Here is a 16,873-nt window from a genome sequence, read left to right on the forward strand (position 1 = left end):
TTAATTATTTGTGTAGATTGAGTTTTAAAAAGCCTTCATGTGAATGAAGGCTTTTTTATGTTATTTTTAAAACACAAGTTAAAGCAAAAAACACTGCTTTTCCTTGTTTTTTTATTTGTTTCTGCATGGATATTGATAGAGATATTATATGTTGTAATTGAATAAGAAATATTGGGTTTAAAGCTTTTATTGAGAGAACAAAGAAAAATATATTACTCATAACAGGTGTTGAGACAATCTAAACCTTATGAAAACAATTTATCAAAATGAAAAATTCAGTATAGAAACACATCATCAAATTCCCAACAATGATATTACTCAGCAAAACATAGATTTTTGGATTAAAACAGAAGGTAAAAGTTATTGGGGGAGTGCAACAACGATTGCAAATATCCAATATTTAATTCAAAGATACAGTCAAACAGGTGAGAATTCTTTTGGTGCATTTTATTGGCAAGCAAATACCATAATCATTCATGAGTTCACTGTTGATAGTTTGGTTGCTAGTGTTAAAAGTCTGATTGAGGATAGCCACGACAATTTAGGTGATATTTTTTATTTAATTATATAAAGAGCCACAGTAAGTGAATGATACAGGAAAAAACAATAAAACTTCGTGACATTATTATAAATTCTGCTATACTCCGCGCACGCACTAAATTTCGTTCATTACCTGAACATTCTCTTCTATATTGTGTATGCGCGTCCGGTCCAAAGAGAGGACAATATTTCGCGCCCCACCCAATCGCTTAAGCGATTCCTTCAGGTTGCGGCTGTTATCAAATGTGCGTTATACGCATCGTCGTTCTCGGATCGCCGCTGATTCTATATTTTCAGCGATTATTGCTGTGCCGCTTTTTGCCGATGTCCATCAGACCATATATTAATGGAGCACCCACATTAGGGTGAATATCTCTATGAGCAAAACTTTTGCTGAATTTTCATTAGACGAGTCGCTACAGAAAGCACTCGAGAGTCTTGGTTTTACTACACCGACTCCTGTTCAAGAATTATCTATCCCAGCGGCTTTAGAAGGCAAAGACCTTTTAGTATCAAGCCAAACTGGTTCTGGTAAAACTGCTGCATTCTTACTCCCAACGTTAAATGCTTTAGCTGGTCAAGATACATTTGTACCATTTAAAGAACGTATGAAAGCAGTCACTCAACCGAATATTTTGGTGATTTCACCTACTCGCGAACTTGCACAACAAGTATGTCAAGATGCGATTGCATTTGTACGTCACATGAAAGGTGTACGTGTTGCTGCGATTATGGGTGGTATGCCTTTTGGTAAGCAAATCCAACAATTAAAAGGTGCACAAGTTGTTGTTGCAACTCCAGGTCGTTTACTTGACCTTGTGAACCGTCGTCAAATCAAACTTGATTCAGTTGATGCTTTGATTGTAGATGAAGCTGACCGTATGCTTGATTTAGGTTTCTCTGAAGACCTAGAAGCAATTAGTGATTTGGCTTTAAATCGTAAACAAACATTAATGTTCTCTGCAACATTTGCACCACGTATCATTAACCTTGCTGAACGCATGATGAATGATCCAGAACGTATTGCAATTGAAACAGGTCATTCTACCAATACCGACATTACCCAAACCTTACATTGGACTGATGGTTTTGAGCATAAGAAAAAATTGCTTACCCATTGGTTAAATGAAGAAGACGTCGATCAAGCAGTTGTATTCGCATCAACTCAAGAAGATACAGATATGTTGGCTGAAGAGCTTGCAGAAGCGGGTCTTTCTGTTGTTGCGCTTCATGGTGCTATGCCACAAACTGTACGTAATCGTCGTTTACGTAGTATCCGTGAAGGTCGTGCAAAAATCCTTGTTGCTACAGATGTAGCAGCACGTGGTCTTGACGTACCAACAATCTCACACGTAATTAACTTTGGTCTTCCAATGAAGAACGAAGATTATGTACACCGTATCGGTCGTACAGGTCGTGCAGGTCGTACAGGTAAAGCAATCACTTTAGCGACTTACCGTGAGCGCGGAAAAATTCGTGCTTTAGAAGATTATTTGGAAGCGCGTTTAAGTGTTTCTGAAATCGAAGGTTTAGAGCCATCTCCACCTCCTGCACGTGGTGGTCGTGATGGTGGTCGTGGTCGTAACGGCGGTGGTCGTCGTGATGGCGGTCGTGGTGGTTTCGGTGGCGGACGTCGTTTTGAAGGTGAATCAAACTTCAAACGTCGTGAAGGCGGTGATGATCGTCCACGTCGTAGCTTCGATGACAAACCTCGTGGTGATCGTCCATCTTATGGCGAAGATCGTCCTAAGCGTTCTTTCGGTGGTGAAGACCGTCCACGTCGCGAATTTAATTCGGATCGCCCACGTCGTGAAGGTAGTTTTGAAGACCGTCCTAAGCGTTCTTTCGGTGGTGAAGATCGTCCACGTCGCGAATTTAATTCAGATCGTCCACGCCGTGAAGGTGGCTTCGGAGATCGTCCACGTCGTGAAGGTGGTTTTAATGATAAACCGCGTTTCAATGATGACAACCGTGGCAACAGTGTAGATTATAAACCACGTCGTGAAGGTAGCTTCGGTGACCGTCCTAAACGTTCTTTTGGTGAAGATCGTCCACGTCGTGAATTTAACTCAGATCGTCCACGCCGTGAAGGTGGTTTTGAAGACCGTCCTAAACGTTCTTTTGGTGGTGAAGATCGTCCAAAACGTGAGTTTAATTCAGACCGTCCTAAACGTTCTTTTGGCGGTGAAGATCGTCCAAAGCGTGAATTTAACTCAGACCGTCCACGTCGTAAATTCAATGACTAATTAAGCCTTTGCAATAAAAAACCAGCCATTCGGCTGGTTTTTTATTGCAAGTTGAAAAGTATTTGGTAAAATAAAATGTGATGCAGTTCAATTTATTTAATGAAACAGTTAGGTTGTTCTATTCTGTGAGATATTGAGTCTGAAATGAAGGCGATGAGTTTTTTTGAGGCAATTATGTTATACATGTTTTCAGCTTTATTGATTTCCAATGTAGGTTATTTCTTTTATAGCTTCATTTTCAAATAAGCTGGCGTTGTACAATTAAAACACTGCAATTTAGAAGTAAAAAAACAATGCATTTGATTTAAATGATATTATTTAAACAATACATATGAGTTTAAAGCCGTAGTTTTATCTTTTAATTACAAAAAATACAGATATTTCAGAGTATAGTATCTGAGCTGGTAAATGCAGGAAAATGTTCAGCTATGAATAAGCAAAGCCATTCCGAAGCTGAAGCTTTAATTGAAGTCAAAAATTTAAGTTTTAACCGTGGTGAGCGTGTAATTTACGACAACGTGGATTTAAAAATTCGTCGTGGGCAAATTACTGCAATCATGGGTCCATCAGGTACGGGTAAGACGACCTTATTGCGTTTGATTGGTGGTCAGCTAAGCCCTGATGAGGGGCAAGTATTACTTGATGGAAAAAACATTGCGTCAATGTCACGTAGTGAGCTTTTTTCTGCTCGCGCACGTATGGGGATGCTTTTCCAAAGTGGTGCATTATTTACAGATATGACGGTCTATGAAAATGTCGCATTTCCAATTCGCGCACATACACATTTACCCGAAAATTTAATTGCAGAATTAGTCGCGCTTAAACTAGAGTCAGTCGGTTTGCGTGGTGCTGAAAAACTTATGCCTGCTGAGCTTTCAGGTGGGATGAATCGACGTGTTGCTCTGGCACGCGCCATTGCGCTTGATCCAGATTTGATCATGTATGATGAACCTTTTGCCGGACAAGATCCGATTGTGATGGGCGTTTTAACGCGTTTAATTCGTTCATTACGAGAAGCACTAGATCTCACCACGATTATTGTTTCACATGATGTGGATGAAACATTGTCTATCGCTGACTATATTTATGTGGTGGCAGAAGGCAAAGTACAAGGTGAAGGCACGCCTGAGCAATTAAAACAACATGCTTCTCCATTTGTGCAGCAATTTTTAACAGGATCTGTTGAAGGACCTGTGGATTATCAATTTAGCCATCAAGCTTATTTAAGCAATGAGGTGAGTTCATGAATGCTATTGCCTTATTAGGTAGACGCGTTCTAGAACGTGTTCAAGGCATTGGTGTAGCAATGCTGATGTTGTTGCGAATCTTATTTTCGCTTCCCACAATACTGGGCGTAAAGCTGTTCATTTATCAAATGTATCGTGTCGGTGTTTTATCTTTGTTGATTATTGCTGTATCTGGTTTATTTATCGGTGCAGTTCTAGGTCTACAGATGTATAACATTTTGGTGACTTTTGGTAGTGAGGCGATGTTAGGCGCTGCTGTAGCTTTGACGTTGTTGCGTGAGCTTGCACCCGTGGTCGCTGCCTTACTTTTTGCAGGTCGTGCAGGTTCTGCTTTGACTGCTGAAATAGGCTTGATGAAAGCTACAGAACAATTATCCAGTATGGAAATGATCGGTGTTGATCCTTTGAAACGTGTAATTTCACCACGTTTATGGGCAGGTATTGTGAGTTTACCAATGCTTTCTGTCATTTTCGCCGCAATCGGCATTATGGGCGGGAAAATGGTTGGTGTGGATTTTCTAGGTGCAGACGAAGGTTCGTATTGGAGTGGCATTTTAAGCAGCACCCAGTTTATGAAAGATGTCTTTAACGGCACCATCATCAAAAGTTTAGTCTTTGCTTTAATTTGTACTTGGATTGCGGTGTATCAAGGCTATGCCTGTGAACCAACATCTGAGGGAATCGCAACATCTACAACACGTACTGTTGTGTATTCATCACTATGTGTTTTAGGTTTTGATTTCGTGTTGACTGCGGTCATGTTCGGAGGTGTTTAATGAAATCACGTACTAGTGAGTTGACCGTAGGTGTTTTTGTCATCATCTTTGGTATCGCTCTATTCTTTTTAGCAATGAAAGTGAGTGGCTTGGTCGGCACAAACTTAAAAGACAGTTATGAAATGACTGCAACATTTGACAATGTGAATGGTTTAAAACCACGTGCAAAAGTTACAATGAGTGGTGTTAAAATTGGTCAAGTTGATGCAATTACACTTGATCCAGTGACCCGTCAAGCGACAGTTAAATTTGATTTAGATGGTTCATTGACGACGTTTAATGCTGAGCAGCTGAAAAAAGTCAAAGAAAATGCTTTAGGTGATTTGCATTACAGTGCAGATTATCAGGCAGCTACGCCTGAGAAACAAAAAGAAATGGAAACACAACTTTTAAGTAACATGAAATCCATCACAAATATTGATGAAGATGCTTACATAATGGTCGCAACCAATGGTCTTTTAGGCGAAAAATATTTGAAAATCGTTCCTGGTGGCGGCATTAACTATATTAAACGCGGTGAAAGTATTGCCAATACACAAGGTACGATGGATCTAGAAGATTTGATTACCAAATTTATTACGGGTGGTGCTGGAAAGACATCGACTGGCGCATCAGATGCTAAAGACACATCTGCATCCACTGAAACAACTGATGCTCAAACTTCATTCGTTGAATAAGCATTAGAGGAGTTATTGAAATGAATATGTTATTAAAACAAACTTTGACTGCAAGTGTTTTGGCTACGATGGTCGCTACAGCTGTTCAAGCTGCGCCAGCGGAAGCACCGCCTGCCTTTGTTAAACGTGTTGCTGATGGTTTGATTTCACGCCTAAAAGCAGAGCATGGTAAATTACAAAATAATCCAGCTGCGGTGAAAGCGATTGTCCGTCAGAATCTTGATCCGTTTGTAGATGGTCAAGCTTTTACACGTATCGTGATGGGGACTTATGCCAATAACAGTACGCCAGCGCAACGTGCTCAATTTGAACAAAACTTCCGTAATACCTTGATTGAAAACTATGGTAGTGCTTTTGCGAAGTATTCAAACCAGACCTATACAATGCGTCCTTATAAAGCGACCAATAGCAAATTCCCTGTTGTGACGATTGATTTCAATAACAACGGTGAAAAAATTCCAGTTTCTTTCCAATTATCTGATGCAGGTAGCCAATGGAAAGTGCGTAATTTAAATGTGTCTGGTATTGATCTAGGTTTGCAATTCCGTAATCAATTTGCGGCAAATGTGCAACGTAATGGCGGTAATATCGATAAAGCCATTGCGACATTTAAACCAGATGCAGATGCTGCTGTAAAAAAATAAGCGTATCTCATTGAGCTAAGATAGGTGTAAGCAAGTGATTGAATTTAAGAATCAGGAATTATATGTCAGTGGTAAAGTTGCTTATGAAAATGCGGAAAGTTATTATTTAAATGGCTTGAAAGTTATTCAAAGTGAGAAAAACTTTCCATTGACGGTAAATCTGTCTCAGCTTGAACATGGTAGTACGCTTGCACTGTCTGTCTTTGTACAATGGCTGCGTCAAACCCCTGATTTACAAGGGTTACAATTTAAAGCAGTGCCAGAAAAAATGATGAAAATCATTCAGGCTTGTCATTTGCAAGATGATTTGAAATTGATTTAAATCACTTCTCAATAAAAAAGCACCATCAGGTGCTTTTTTATTGAATTGAACTTTGTGTCCTAAAATACTGATTAAAATATTCATCGCTTATGCTGAAAAAGTCATATAACCCACCAGTTTTAGATCCATTTTTTCCATCTAAAGTAAGCCAATGGACCAACAAAAAATGCGATCAACAATGAAATAACAACGTAGAAACTCCAATGCCCATGCGCAAAAGGAAGAATTTCAGTGTTCATTCCATAGATGCTGGCGATCAACATGGGTGGTGCAAGCATGCTGGGTAAAATCGAGAATCGACGAATCGTATCGTTCTGTTCTGTGTTAATGAATCCAGAAGTCGTGTCGAGTAAGAAGCGGACTTTTTGAAACAGGAAGGCATCATGTTCAACAAGAGAACGTACGTCTTCGCTTAACTCTCGGATATCAGCATCATAAATATGACTACCCAATGCACGAGGACGCGATAAGAAGGTGAGAACACGGCGTAAATCAATTAAACAGAGCTGTGCCTTTCCAAGCATGTCCTCTTTCTGTGCAAGACGTGTAATCATGTCATCAAGGTCGAGAATCATCTCACGATGACGTACGTTGAGGACTTCAGTAGAGTACAGTTCTAAATCTCTGTGGATATCTTCCAAGATATCCGCAAGCTCATCAAGTTTCGCTTCGAGTAAACCGAGAAGAATCCAAGTTGGATCTTTATAGTCGATTTCATAATCATTACGTCGAGCACGTGCACGGAAGGCGCGAAAGGCAACCAGTTTCTCTCCGCGCAAAGTAAATAAACGCTCTTTATGCAAGATAAAAGCAACGGTTTGTACATTCGCCAGCATATTCGAGGTGTCTTCTGGATCACCCTCAACTTGGTAATTTTTATTTTTTGTTAAAAAATACGTACTGATATGTAGAATACCATCATCATCACGGTAAAATCGTGCAGAAGATGAAATGTCTTCTAAAGATTTGAGGGTTGGTAAGTTTTGCTCATAGGCATCTAAAACCCATTCTTGTTCTTCTTGTGAAGGTGCAATAAGATCAACCCAAACCAATTCAGGATGTAGGTCGAATCCACCATTAATGGTTGCATCTTCTAAGCTACCGCGCTCAGTGGCGTAAAAGGCTTCAAGCATTGTGTCTTTTCTCCCTTGCGCAGTGTGGTGTCAATTTGATGTGTGTATTTTAGACAAGGATTTTAGGAAAAACACTGCTTACAACGCTCTTTTGTAAAAAAAATCTTTATTGTTCGTCTATATTTTTAGCATGACTAAATTAAAATTAGGTTAAATTTATGAATTCTATTGCTATTTTTTGTGGTTCATCTTTAGGTACAGATCAGATTTTTGCTGATGTTGCACAACTGACTGGTGAAACTATCGCCAAGCATGGTCAAACATTGGTTTATGGTGGTGGACGTTCAGGCTTAATGGGGATCGTCGCTGACAGCGCATTGGCGGCAGGTGGTCAGGTAATTGGTGTGATTCCTCAAGGTCTTGTGGATCGTGAGCTGGCACATCCCGGGCTCACTGAACTTCATATTGTGAAAAATATGCATGAACGTAAAACAAAAATGTCTGAATTGTCTGATGGCTTTATTGCATTACCGGGTGGTGCAGGGACGATTGAGGAAATTTTTGAACAATGGACTTGGGCGCAACTCGGCATTCATTTAAAACCATGTGCATTTTTAAATGTTGAAGGGTTTTATGATGATTTGTTGAAATTTATACAGTTGACCACAGACAAAGGATTTTCTAAGGCAAGATTTACAGATCAATTGATTCATTCTGGATCAATTGAGGATATTTTGGCTCAGTTTAAAGCCTATCAAGCACCAGAACCAAAGTGGGGCGTTAAAGAGCGCGAAGAATTGGTAAAATTAGATTAAAACTTAATTTACTGGTTAGTGCTTTATTCAGTTTGTTTCGCTAATTTTTAAAACACAATATATTGTTTTTAATTTTATTAATGTCACAATATATTGTGTTTTTTAATGTTCCTTAGAATGATGAATGTAATTACTGTAGCTGCCGCTGTGATTTTAAATAATCAAAATCAATTATTACTGGTACGAAAAAAGAATACACAGTTTTTTATGCAAGTTGGTGGGAAGTTGGAACCAAATGAAGCACCTGAACAGACCATGTTACGTGAAATCGCAGAGGAAATAGGTGTTCAAGCTGAGATTAAACACTATATTGGTCGATTTGAAACTTCAGCTGCGAATGAGGCAGGGCATCAGTTGGTGAGTTATGTCTATCAAGTTAATTTACCTGATGCACCCAAAATTGATGCAGAAATTGCTGAAATGAAGTGGATTGATTTAGACGATCAACAGACGTTATTGGCACCCTTAACAAGAGAAGTGGTGATCCCTTGGTGTAAGGAAAATTTTTTAAGCTAAGTCAAATGAATTTAAAAAGCATTATTCTTTAAATTATTGCAATGATCATTTCAGAGAAGGATGTGCTGCTGCAATACAAAGACTGGAAATCTGCTGACAGCCCAAGCGTTGTAAAGCTTGGGTGAGGGCATGAATTGAACTTCCTGTTGTGACCACATCATCCACAATCAATACTTTTTTATATTTTCTCTTTTCGGATTGAATGGTTCGAAATTGATGCTCAATGTTTTCCAGTCGTTCAACTCGACTTAAGCCTTTTTGTGAATGTTGAGCTTGTCGAACCACGGGTTGCCAAACAGGAATTTTTAATTGTTTTGCCATAATTTTAGCCACAATCAACATTTGGTTATAACCCCGTTCTTTAAGGCGCTCTGTTGAAATGGGCATGGGAACAATCGCTTGAACTCTAGAAAATCTTAAGTTTAATAAACTATGTGCAAGCACGTTTTGATATTGTAATTGTTGCTCATATTTATAAGTTTGAATGATGCGATCAATTGGGAAATCATAGTGATGTGCGCAAAGTATTTGTTGTTCATGTCGCTCTATGGATTGTTTGTACCAAGGGAGTTGATTCCAACAGTCCTGACATAAGGAGTGAGCTTGTTGTTGGTCAATGCCGCACAGTAAGCATGGAGAAATATATTGAACGCCTTTATGGAGCAGTTGATGGATAAATTGGAGCATATTTTCTAATCTTTATTTGATCAAACTTCAGCGATGATCCATTCATATCAGCAATTTCAAATAAAAACTTTTCATTCGACGACATCCATAAAGACGATAAATCATCACGATTGTGAAAATTGTATTGCAAAATCCTAGCGTAGTCGAAAGCCTAAATCATTCTATTTTCGTTATGTTAAACATAAGCATATCGCGGTGCTTCAGGGAGCCAACGTTTGAGTAATGCTTCTGCACTTTCTGGAAAATCTTTAAGTACTTGGGCAGCCACATAATGCGCTTGATTGAGCAAATGGTCATCTCGTTCAAGTTTGGCAACCCTAAATCCCATATCTCCAGTCTGTTTTGTTCCCAGTAATTCTCCAGGACCTCTGATTTCTAAATCTTTTTCGGCAATGATGAATCCATCATTGGTTTCACGCATAATTCTTAACCGTTCTTGTCCATTTTGAGACAGTGGGTTTTTATAAAGCAGTGCACAGAAACTTGCTGTTGCACCACGTCCTACACGTCCACGTAATTGATGGAGTTGTGAAAGCCCAAGCCGTTCAGCATTTTCAATCACCATAATCGATGCATTGGGCACATCGACACCCACTTCAATCACTGTAGTGGCAATTAAAAGTTGTAATTCATTGTCTTTGAATTGCTGCATTACAGTTTGTTTGTCGTCAGCTTTCATTTTGCCATGCACTAAACCGATATTGAGGTTTGGAAAGCGTTGTTTAATTTCTTGATAAGTTGCTTCTGCTGCTTGTGCATCCAAGGTTTCAGATTGTTCAACCAGTGTACAGACCCAGTACGCCTGTTTACCCTCAGCACAATTGGTAGCAATTCTTGTTAATACTTCTTCACGTCGATCAAGTGGAATCGTGACGGTCTGAATCGGTGTTCGTCCTGGTGGAAGTTCATCAATGACAGAGGTATCTAAATCACCATAGGCAGACATTGCCAGTGTGCGAGGGATCGGGGTGGCTGTCATGACCAGTTGATGAGGAGTGGTGTTATCCACGCCCTTATTGCGTAGCGCCAGACGTTGATCTACACCAAAACGATGTTGCTCATCAATAATCACTAGACCAAGTTTAGAAAATTCAACATTGTCCTGAAATAAGGCATGGGTACCTACAATAACATTGGCTGTTCCATCCTTAATCGTCTGCTCAGCTGCTGTACGTGCTTTACCTTTTTGTTTGCCTGAGAGCCAAGAAACATTTAAGCCTAAAGGTTCAAACCACTTTTTAAAGTTTAAATAATGCTGTTCTGCTAGGATTTCAGTCGGTGCCATCAGTGCAACTTGCCAACCTTCTTCCAAAGCATGACAAGCAGCAACACCTGCAACCAATGTTTTACCTGCACCCACATCACCCTGTACAAGGCGTAACATCGGTTTATTTTGTTTCAGGTCTTTGGCGATTTCATTCGATACACGTTTTTGCGCATCGGTCATTTCAAAGGGCAAACTTGCCAACAGGGCTTTGGCAAATTTTTTGCTTGGCGAAAAAGATGGGGCCGCAATTTGTTGAATATATGCCCGTCGAGTGAGCAAACTAATTTGGTGTGCAACCAGTTCTTCAAAAATCAGACGTTGTTGAGCAGGATGAGCACCTTGCGCAAGCTGTAGCATGTTGGCATTCACGGGAGGGTGATGGATATATTCCAGTGCTTCTTTGAGCGCAAAACCATTGGTGAATTTTTCTGGCAATAATTCAGGAAGCTCATCTGCATGTTGATTCAGTGCCTGTTTGACATATTCACGTAATTTTGGCTGGGTTAAACCTTCTGTAGCGGGATAGATTGCCGTTAATTGTGTTTTAGGAAGCGGTGTATGTTCGGTAATCAGTTGTATTTCTGGGTGATAAAGTTCTAAGCCACGCGCACCGACTCGCACTTCACCAAATATTCTTAAGCGATTGCCTGCTTTCGCTCGATCAGTTAAAGCTTTATAAACATGGTAAAAGCGTAGCGTGACTTTGCCAAAGTCATCTTGTAATAAAATCGCCATGGATTTACGTTTACCAGGTGGCATGTCGATAGATTTAACAACACCTTCTAACAAGTAACTCCGACCTACCTGTAATTGGTTCATGGCAATGATCGTGCTACGATCCTCATAATCCCGTGGCAAATGAAACAGCAAGTCATCTGTTGTGAAAATATTCAGTTTTTCAAGTAAGGTAGCTGCGGCATTGCCAACCCCTTGTAATTGATGAACTGCTGCCATGTCCCCTCAGCTTAAGTTTGATTGATTTTGAAGAATAGGTCGTGTCATGCATATTCTATTTGTAGGTTATGGTAAAACATCACAACGTGTTGCTAAACAATTATTTCAGCAAGATCACCAAATTACCACAGTTAGCCGTAGCCCGAAAGCGGATGATTTTGCTCAGCACTTGATGCAGGATATTCATGCACTCGACTTGTCACATATTCAAGCTGTGGATGCGGTCTATGTCGCACTCGCACCTTCTCGAAATACTTCGCTCAATGCCTTAGACATGTATCAGCACACCTATGTAGATTCTGTACAACCCATCGTCAAGGCACTGAGAAATCATCCAGTGAAACGTATCATCGTGGTGTCATCTACACGGGTGTATGGAGAAAATCAGGGTGAAGTAATCACCGATGATTCTGTAATTATTCCGAGTGATGAACAAGGTCATTTACTGCTAGAAATGGAACAATTGTGGAGACAGGCTTACCCTGTTGAATGTGTGATTGTTCGACCGACAGGAATTTATGGCATGTCTACAATGAGAATGGCAAAACTTGCAGAAACGACTCGAAGTTATCCAAATATTCATTGGTCAAATCGAATCCATATTGATGATCTTGCCAATTTCTTAGCGTATTTGCTTCACGTGGAACATCCTGAAAAATCATATATTTGTACAAATAATAAGCCGCAACCTTTGCATGAAAAAATTTTAAATCTTCAGCGCGAATTGAATTTATCCGAGTTGGCTTTAGAAAGTGATCGGGAGTCGGGAAAGAAAATTTTTGCGGAGAGGGTGTTGGCAAGTGGGTTTAAATTAATGCATTAAGATATAGTCAATCTGTTGAAAAATTCATACAGTAGAATATCATTTCTCTTGATCAATAAAATTAAAGCGATCAATATATTGTTTGATGATATAAAGCTTGCACAGCCACACTTTAGCTCTAAAGTTTAAATTGTTTTGCGTAGGCGATACTTTACTTTTCAGAGATGAAAAGTAACAAAAATCTTCCGTTGAGCGAGGGGTACATCCTAATACCCCCGCTCAACATGGCGACATCCATGTCGCCTCGTGATAGCAATACTGTTTATGATTCAAAAGTACAAAATAAATGAATCATCCAAATCACTTGTATGAATAATCAGGCGGTTTGACTATAGCTATAAAGCCTAAGAATAAAGATGATCAGTAGGTGATGAATATAAATGTAACCCGAACAAAGAGAGATTCTTTGATAGAAATATTCACATTTTTATAATTTCCCATTTCCTAATCGGAGAGAGGTAGCTAATCATCCCCCTCCTCCTAAAGGAAGAAGGGGGGTGACATTTATTTTTTCTTGCGCTTTAAACGCTTCTTGGCTTGTTGTGCGGCTAAAGCATCTAACGCCTCTTTTAGCTCCTCATCGGTAAACGAGGTAATGTGGTGAAGCATTTGTAAGGTCACATCATCCAGTACCAAATTGGCATATTGCGCAACATTTCTGAACTGCTCATCAAAAACGATTGCATGATCTTCGTTGGTTTTAATATAACCTTGTTCAATTAACACTTTCATAAAACTTTGGAATAAAGCTTTATCAAAGAACTCAGGTGAATTGAACTCGTACAATACGGATAAACGTTGTCCAACCAAATGACTTAATTCTTCAACTTGGCGAATTGAGATATTTCCAGAGCCACGCTGAGTAATAAGCGCAAGCGTCATGTAATAACGTTCAAGACTTTGACGAACAGGTGCAGCTAAAACAGCAAGTTGATTGTGGTCTTCAGAGTTTGGTGCAGGGCTAAAGATAAAGCCTTCATCATCGACAAAAATTAAATTTGCTTGTGCCAAAGCATCGACATATTCAGTCACTTGAGCTTTGATTTCATGATCTTTCCATTTTAAAAACAATTCAGCTTTTAAGAATGGGTATAGTGTGCGAATCACATTGAGCAGATCGCTCTGGCTGATTTTACCATTATGCTCGACCAAAGCAGCAATCAATGATGGAAGTACAAAGGCGTGTAAAATATTATTGCGGAAGTAGGTCAGTAAAATAGCTTGATTATCTTCAATCGCAATAATATCACCCAGTACATGCTGAACCCGTTTAATCAATTTCAGTTTCATGCCATAAGCAATGATTTCTTTACCTGAAAGTGGTGTCACCTGAGTGCGTTGATCATAAGGAATTGCCGTCAATAACTTACGATAAGTATCCAGTTGTTTAATGCAGATTTCTTCATCCAAAGTGTGTTTTGGTGTCGCCAATAAAATAAGTGATAACAGCGAAACAGGATTGATCACTACAGCGCGGTTAATATTTTCTAAAATGGCATTGGCAGAACTGTTGACTGCATTGGATACTTCTTGAGGGATCGGCGCATCATTGTGTTCAATGCGGATTTGATCTGCACCATGCTGTTTCAATAAGTCGTCTAAAAACACAGGTTCGCCGAAGTTAACATGTACTTTACCAAAAATACGCTCAATTTTTTTCAGGGTTTGTACAATCCCCCAAATGGATTCAGCCTCTTTGGGTTTACCATTCATTTCACCCACATAGGTTGCGCCTTCCATCAAGCGTTCATATCCCACATAGGTTGGAATGAAAACAATCGGTTTGGCACGACCACGTAAGTGACCATGTACCGTCATTGCCAACATCCCTGTTTTAGGAGGTAATAAGCGTCCTGTGCGAGAGCGCCCACCTTCAATAAAGTATTCAAGTGGCGTATTACGAGAAAGAATGCTGAATAAATATTCTTTAAACACTGATGTATATAAAGCATTACCACGGAAAGAGCGACGAATAAAGAATGCACCACCACCACGAAGCAATTGCCCTACAAATGGCATATTCAAGTTATCACCAGCGGCAATATACGGCACCATCAAACCACGTTTATAAATCACATAAGACAACAGTAAGTAGTCAATATGACTGCGATGACATGGGGTATAAATCACTTCATAGTCTTTGACCAATTCACGTACTGTATTGAAGTTATGTACTTCAACACCATCGTAAAGTTGCGTCCATAGACGGGTTAATGCCATATCGGCAAAGCGTACAGCCGAAGCGGAATAATCCGATGCAATTTCGTTGACAAAACCGATGGCACGACGTTCAGCATCAATCATACTGATTTTAGAGCGAACACTTTCTTTGCGAATCGCATCTTGGACATCAGGTGCTTTGATCAAAGATTGCATCACATTACGGCGATCAGATAAATCTGGTCCAAGAATAACTTCTCGCTGGCGATCTAGAAAGTCATTGAGTTGATTGACAATATAGGTTGCTGGAGAAATGTTGGGATGATGGATTTTTGCATGTTCAACTAAGCCACGCAGTGATTGTGCTTCATGAAATTCTAAGAAGGACTGACGACCATGTAAGCCGATATTCATCAATTGTTTGACTTTACTTGGTGTCGCCCAAGTGTCGGTAAACAAAAGTTTAAACCAAGAATCTTCTTTATCAGGTGAACGTCCCCATAATACTGTCACAGGAATCAGCTCAATGTCTAAGTTCGAATCTTGATCCAGAGACTCAATCAATCGGAGTAAACGTGGCGGAAATGCATGCTCAGGAGGGTTAAAATAATTATTTTCATCCTGATGCTGTAAAAACAGAATCGCCGCTTTTTCACGGTTCGCACCAATCACTAGTGGATCAAGGGCTGGCGCAAGTTGTAAACGACGTGTTTCACCATCAACGACCAAAGCATTACTTCTAGAGTAATTCTGTAATACATAACACACTACTTTCTGAGGTGTTGATGTATTATTTTCAGTGCGATCTGTTGACTGGTCTAGCGTTGGAGTTTCTGTAGGAACCTCTCCAAGAACATGTGGGGTTACCACAAGGTCAAGTATTTTACTCGAAAGTCGACGATACATTTGACCAAAGCCACTCTTGGACATAAATACTCCTAGCCAATGATGAATCACGCAATACAGCGTATAAAAATAAAAGTTTCTGTAATTGAAGCACAGAACAGGATGTCATTTTCTGACAAATTCACTATTTCTTGTCAGATTTTATCGTTAAAAATCGTATTTTAAACAATCCAGCTAGACAAGAGAAGTGACAGCATGGTTTATGAAAGTTTAGTTTATCACTCTGGATTTATGGCAAAATAGAGTTAAATCTCTAAAATATGAATACTTTATTCTATCCATTTGAATAAAGTCAGTATATAGATAGGTCACTTATGAATGCTTTAACCCAAGAGCTTGTAGAGCTTTTAACGCTAGAAAAACTTGAAGAACATATTTTCCGTGGTCAAAGCCGAAACTTAGTGGGCAAACGTGTTTTTGGTGGACAGGTTTTAGGGCAAGCGCTACGAGCAGCATCATATACTGCGGACCGTCCTGTACATTCATTGCATGCCTACTTCTTATATGGTGGGGATATTAATGCCCCGATTATTTATGAAGTGGATCGTTTGCGTGATGGTAAAAGCTTTTTAAGTCGTCAAGTGCGTGCCATTCAACATGGGCGTACTATTTTTTCAGCAATGGTTTCATTTGCAACACCTGAAGAGGGGTTGAATTATCAAATTGCTGAACCTGAATATCCAGATCCAGAATCATTAAAATCTGAACAGGAATTAAAAGAAAATTTAATCAGTTTTATTCCTGAAAACATTCGTGCTGCATTTATGCGTCCACGTCAGGTAGAAATTCGTCCGATTAACGTAACCAATCCTTTTCAACCGCAGCCAGAAGCGCCATCCTATGCGCATTATTTGCGTACACATGAGCCATTAGCCGCGGAATTGGTAGATGATATTTCATTAAATCAGGCGATTGTTGCCTTCTATTCAGATTATACCTTGATGATGACTGCATTGCGTCCACACGGTTTAAACTATCTCTCGCCAAGTTTGCAGTGTGCGAGTATTGATCATGCGATCTACTTTCATAAGCCTGTCAAAGCAGATGATTGGATGCTGTATGACATGGATGCAACGGTCAGTGCAAATTCACGCGGTCTAAACTTTGGGCGGATGTGGCAAAATGGTGAATTGGTGTGTAGTACTGTTCAGGAAGGTCTGATGCGTGTACGTGAAATCGAAACACAATAAACGAATAAACCATTCAGGATTAAACCATAA

Annotated in this window: 15 protein-coding genes; 11 read left to right on the forward strand and 4 right to left on the reverse strand. The window is 39.7% G+C overall.

The genetic code is table 11. The annotated features are described in order from the left end of the window. Positions 1–247: 247 nt before the first annotated feature. From I9192_RS02190 to I9192_RS02220, 7 genes are all read left to right on the forward strand, one after another. A complete protein-coding gene (locus I9192_RS02190; protein ID WP_005034169.1) occupies positions 248–571 on the forward strand; it encodes a hypothetical protein in 324 nt (107 codons plus the stop codon). A 346-nt stretch (positions 572–917) separates the two neighbouring features. After that, positions 918–2,786, forward strand: coding sequence for a DEAD/DEAH box helicase (locus I9192_RS02195; protein WP_005034166.1), 1,869 nt, complete (start codon positions 918–920; stop codon positions 2,784–2,786). A gap of 428 nt (positions 2,787–3,214) precedes the next feature. After that, the gene (locus I9192_RS02200) at positions 3,215–4,033 is read left to right on the forward strand and encodes an ABC transporter ATP-binding protein (RefSeq protein ID WP_004825229.1); all 819 of its coding nucleotides are present in this window, start codon (positions 3,215–3,217) and stop codon (positions 4,031–4,033) included. Continuing rightward, positions 4,030–4,809, forward strand: coding sequence for a lipid asymmetry maintenance ABC transporter permease subunit MlaE (gene mlaE, locus I9192_RS02205; RefSeq protein WP_004725633.1), 780 nt, complete (start codon positions 4,030–4,032; stop codon positions 4,807–4,809). The genes I9192_RS02200 and mlaE overlap by 4 nt, the downstream gene beginning before the upstream one ends. Then, the gene (mlaD, locus tag I9192_RS02210) at positions 4,809–5,486 is read left to right on the forward strand and encodes an outer membrane lipid asymmetry maintenance protein MlaD (RefSeq protein ID WP_004825227.1); all 678 of its coding nucleotides are present in this window, start codon (positions 4,809–4,811) and stop codon (positions 5,484–5,486) included. Before mlaE ends, mlaD begins: the two co-directional genes overlap by 1 nt. Before the next feature lie 20 nt (positions 5,487–5,506). Continuing rightward, entirely contained in the window at positions 5,507–6,130 is a 624-nt protein-coding gene (locus I9192_RS02215) for an MlaC/ttg2D family ABC transporter substrate-binding protein (protein WP_005034162.1), read from the forward strand. 34 nt (positions 6,131–6,164) lie between these two features. Beyond that, positions 6,165–6,452 carry a hypothetical protein gene (locus I9192_RS02220; RefSeq protein WP_005034161.1) on the forward strand — a complete coding sequence of 96 codons (288 nt, stop codon included), beginning with the start codon at positions 6,165–6,167 and terminating at the stop codon, positions 6,450–6,452. A 119-nt stretch (positions 6,453–6,571) separates the two neighbouring features. Here the strand turns inward: I9192_RS02220 and I9192_RS02225 are convergent, their stop codons facing one another. Beyond that, on the reverse strand, positions 6,572–7,585 hold the full coding sequence (locus tag I9192_RS02225) for a magnesium and cobalt transport protein CorA (RefSeq protein ID WP_004825220.1): 1,014 nt from the start codon (positions 7,583–7,585) through the stop codon (positions 6,572–6,574). Between the two features lie 158 nt (positions 7,586–7,743). On the opposite strand from I9192_RS02225, the gene I9192_RS02230 reads away from it, so the two are divergent. Together I9192_RS02230 and I9192_RS02235 are read left to right on the forward strand one after the other, a co-directional pair. Beyond that, positions 7,744–8,340, forward strand: coding sequence for an LOG family protein (locus tag I9192_RS02230; RefSeq protein WP_005034160.1), 597 nt, complete (start codon positions 7,744–7,746; stop codon positions 8,338–8,340). Between the two features lie 120 nt (positions 8,341–8,460). Beyond that, positions 8,461–8,856: an NUDIX hydrolase gene (locus tag I9192_RS02235; RefSeq protein ID WP_010590771.1), complete on the forward strand. Its 396-nt coding sequence runs from the start codon at positions 8,461–8,463 to the stop codon at positions 8,854–8,856. A 45-nt stretch (positions 8,857–8,901) separates the two neighbouring features. Here I9192_RS02235 and I9192_RS02240 read toward each other — a convergent pair whose 3' ends face one another. Both I9192_RS02240 and recG read right to left on the reverse strand, forming a co-directional pair. Next, entirely contained in the window at positions 8,902–9,543 is a 642-nt protein-coding gene (locus tag I9192_RS02240) for a ComF family protein (protein ID WP_005034159.1), read from the reverse strand. Positions 9,544–9,718: 175 nt separating this feature from the next. Then, on the reverse strand, positions 9,719–11,764 hold the full coding sequence (gene recG / locus I9192_RS02245) for an ATP-dependent DNA helicase RecG (RefSeq protein WP_005034158.1): 2,046 nt from the start codon (positions 11,762–11,764) through the stop codon (positions 9,719–9,721). Positions 11,765–11,810: 46 nt separating this feature from the next. Here recG and I9192_RS02250 point away from each other — a divergent pair, with 46 nt between their 5' ends. Next, positions 11,811–12,587: an NAD(P)H-binding protein gene (locus tag I9192_RS02250; RefSeq protein ID WP_005034156.1), complete on the forward strand. Its 777-nt coding sequence runs from the start codon at positions 11,811–11,813 to the stop codon at positions 12,585–12,587. A 504-nt stretch (positions 12,588–13,091) separates the two neighbouring features. On the opposite strand, the gene plsB is transcribed toward I9192_RS02250, so the two are convergent. Next, complete coding sequence (plsB, locus tag I9192_RS02255) at positions 13,092–15,677, reverse strand: glycerol-3-phosphate 1-O-acyltransferase PlsB (protein ID WP_005034154.1); 2,586 nt, start codon at positions 15,675–15,677, stop codon at positions 13,092–13,094. A gap of 290 nt (positions 15,678–15,967) precedes the next feature. On the opposite strand from plsB, the gene I9192_RS02260 reads away from it, so the two are divergent. Further along, positions 15,968–16,843, forward strand: coding sequence for an acyl-CoA thioesterase (locus tag I9192_RS02260; protein WP_005034152.1), 876 nt, complete (start codon positions 15,968–15,970; stop codon positions 16,841–16,843). Positions 16,844–16,873: the final 30 nt, after the last annotated feature.

Source organism: Acinetobacter bereziniae (assembly GCF_016576965.1).
In the GTDB taxonomy this organism is placed as follows: domain Bacteria; phylum Pseudomonadota; class Gammaproteobacteria; order Pseudomonadales; family Moraxellaceae; genus Acinetobacter; species Acinetobacter bereziniae.

Excerpts from the sequence above, each read along its gene's own strand:
- I9192_RS02190 (WP_005034169.1), top strand. The coding sequence starts at position 248 with ATGAAAACAATTTATCAAAATGAAAAATTCAGTATAGAAACACATCAT.
- I9192_RS02195 (WP_005034166.1), top strand. The coding sequence starts at position 918 with ATGAGCAAAACTTTTGCTGAATTTTCATTAGACGAGTCGCTACAGAAA.
- I9192_RS02200 (WP_004825229.1), top strand. The coding sequence starts at position 3,215 with ATGAATAAGCAAAGCCATTCCGAAGCTGAAGCTTTAATTGAAGTCAAA.
- mlaE (WP_004725633.1), top strand. The coding sequence starts at position 4,030 with ATGAATGCTATTGCCTTATTAGGTAGACGCGTTCTAGAACGTGTTCAA.
- mlaD (WP_004825227.1), top strand. The coding sequence starts at position 4,809 with ATGAAATCACGTACTAGTGAGTTGACCGTAGGTGTTTTTGTCATCATC.
- I9192_RS02215 (WP_005034162.1), top strand. The coding sequence starts at position 5,507 with ATGAATATGTTATTAAAACAAACTTTGACTGCAAGTGTTTTGGCTACG.
- I9192_RS02225 (WP_004825220.1), bottom strand. The coding sequence starts at position 7,585 with ATGCTTGAAGCCTTTTACGCCACTGAGCGCGGTAGCTTAGAAGATGCA.
- I9192_RS02230 (WP_005034160.1), top strand. The coding sequence starts at position 7,744 with ATGAATTCTATTGCTATTTTTTGTGGTTCATCTTTAGGTACAGATCAG.
- I9192_RS02235 (WP_010590771.1), top strand. The coding sequence starts at position 8,461 with ATGAATGTAATTACTGTAGCTGCCGCTGTGATTTTAAATAATCAAAAT.
- I9192_RS02240 (WP_005034159.1), bottom strand. The coding sequence starts at position 9,543 with ATGCTCCAATTTATCCATCAACTGCTCCATAAAGGCGTTCAATATATT.
- recG (WP_005034158.1), bottom strand. The coding sequence starts at position 11,764 with ATGGCAGCAGTTCATCAATTACAAGGGGTTGGCAATGCCGCAGCTACC.
- I9192_RS02250 (WP_005034156.1), top strand. The coding sequence starts at position 11,811 with ATGCATATTCTATTTGTAGGTTATGGTAAAACATCACAACGTGTTGCT.
- plsB (WP_005034154.1), bottom strand. The coding sequence starts at position 15,677 with ATGTCCAAGAGTGGCTTTGGTCAAATGTATCGTCGACTTTCGAGTAAA.
- I9192_RS02260 (WP_005034152.1), top strand. The coding sequence starts at position 15,968 with ATGAATGCTTTAACCCAAGAGCTTGTAGAGCTTTTAACGCTAGAAAAA.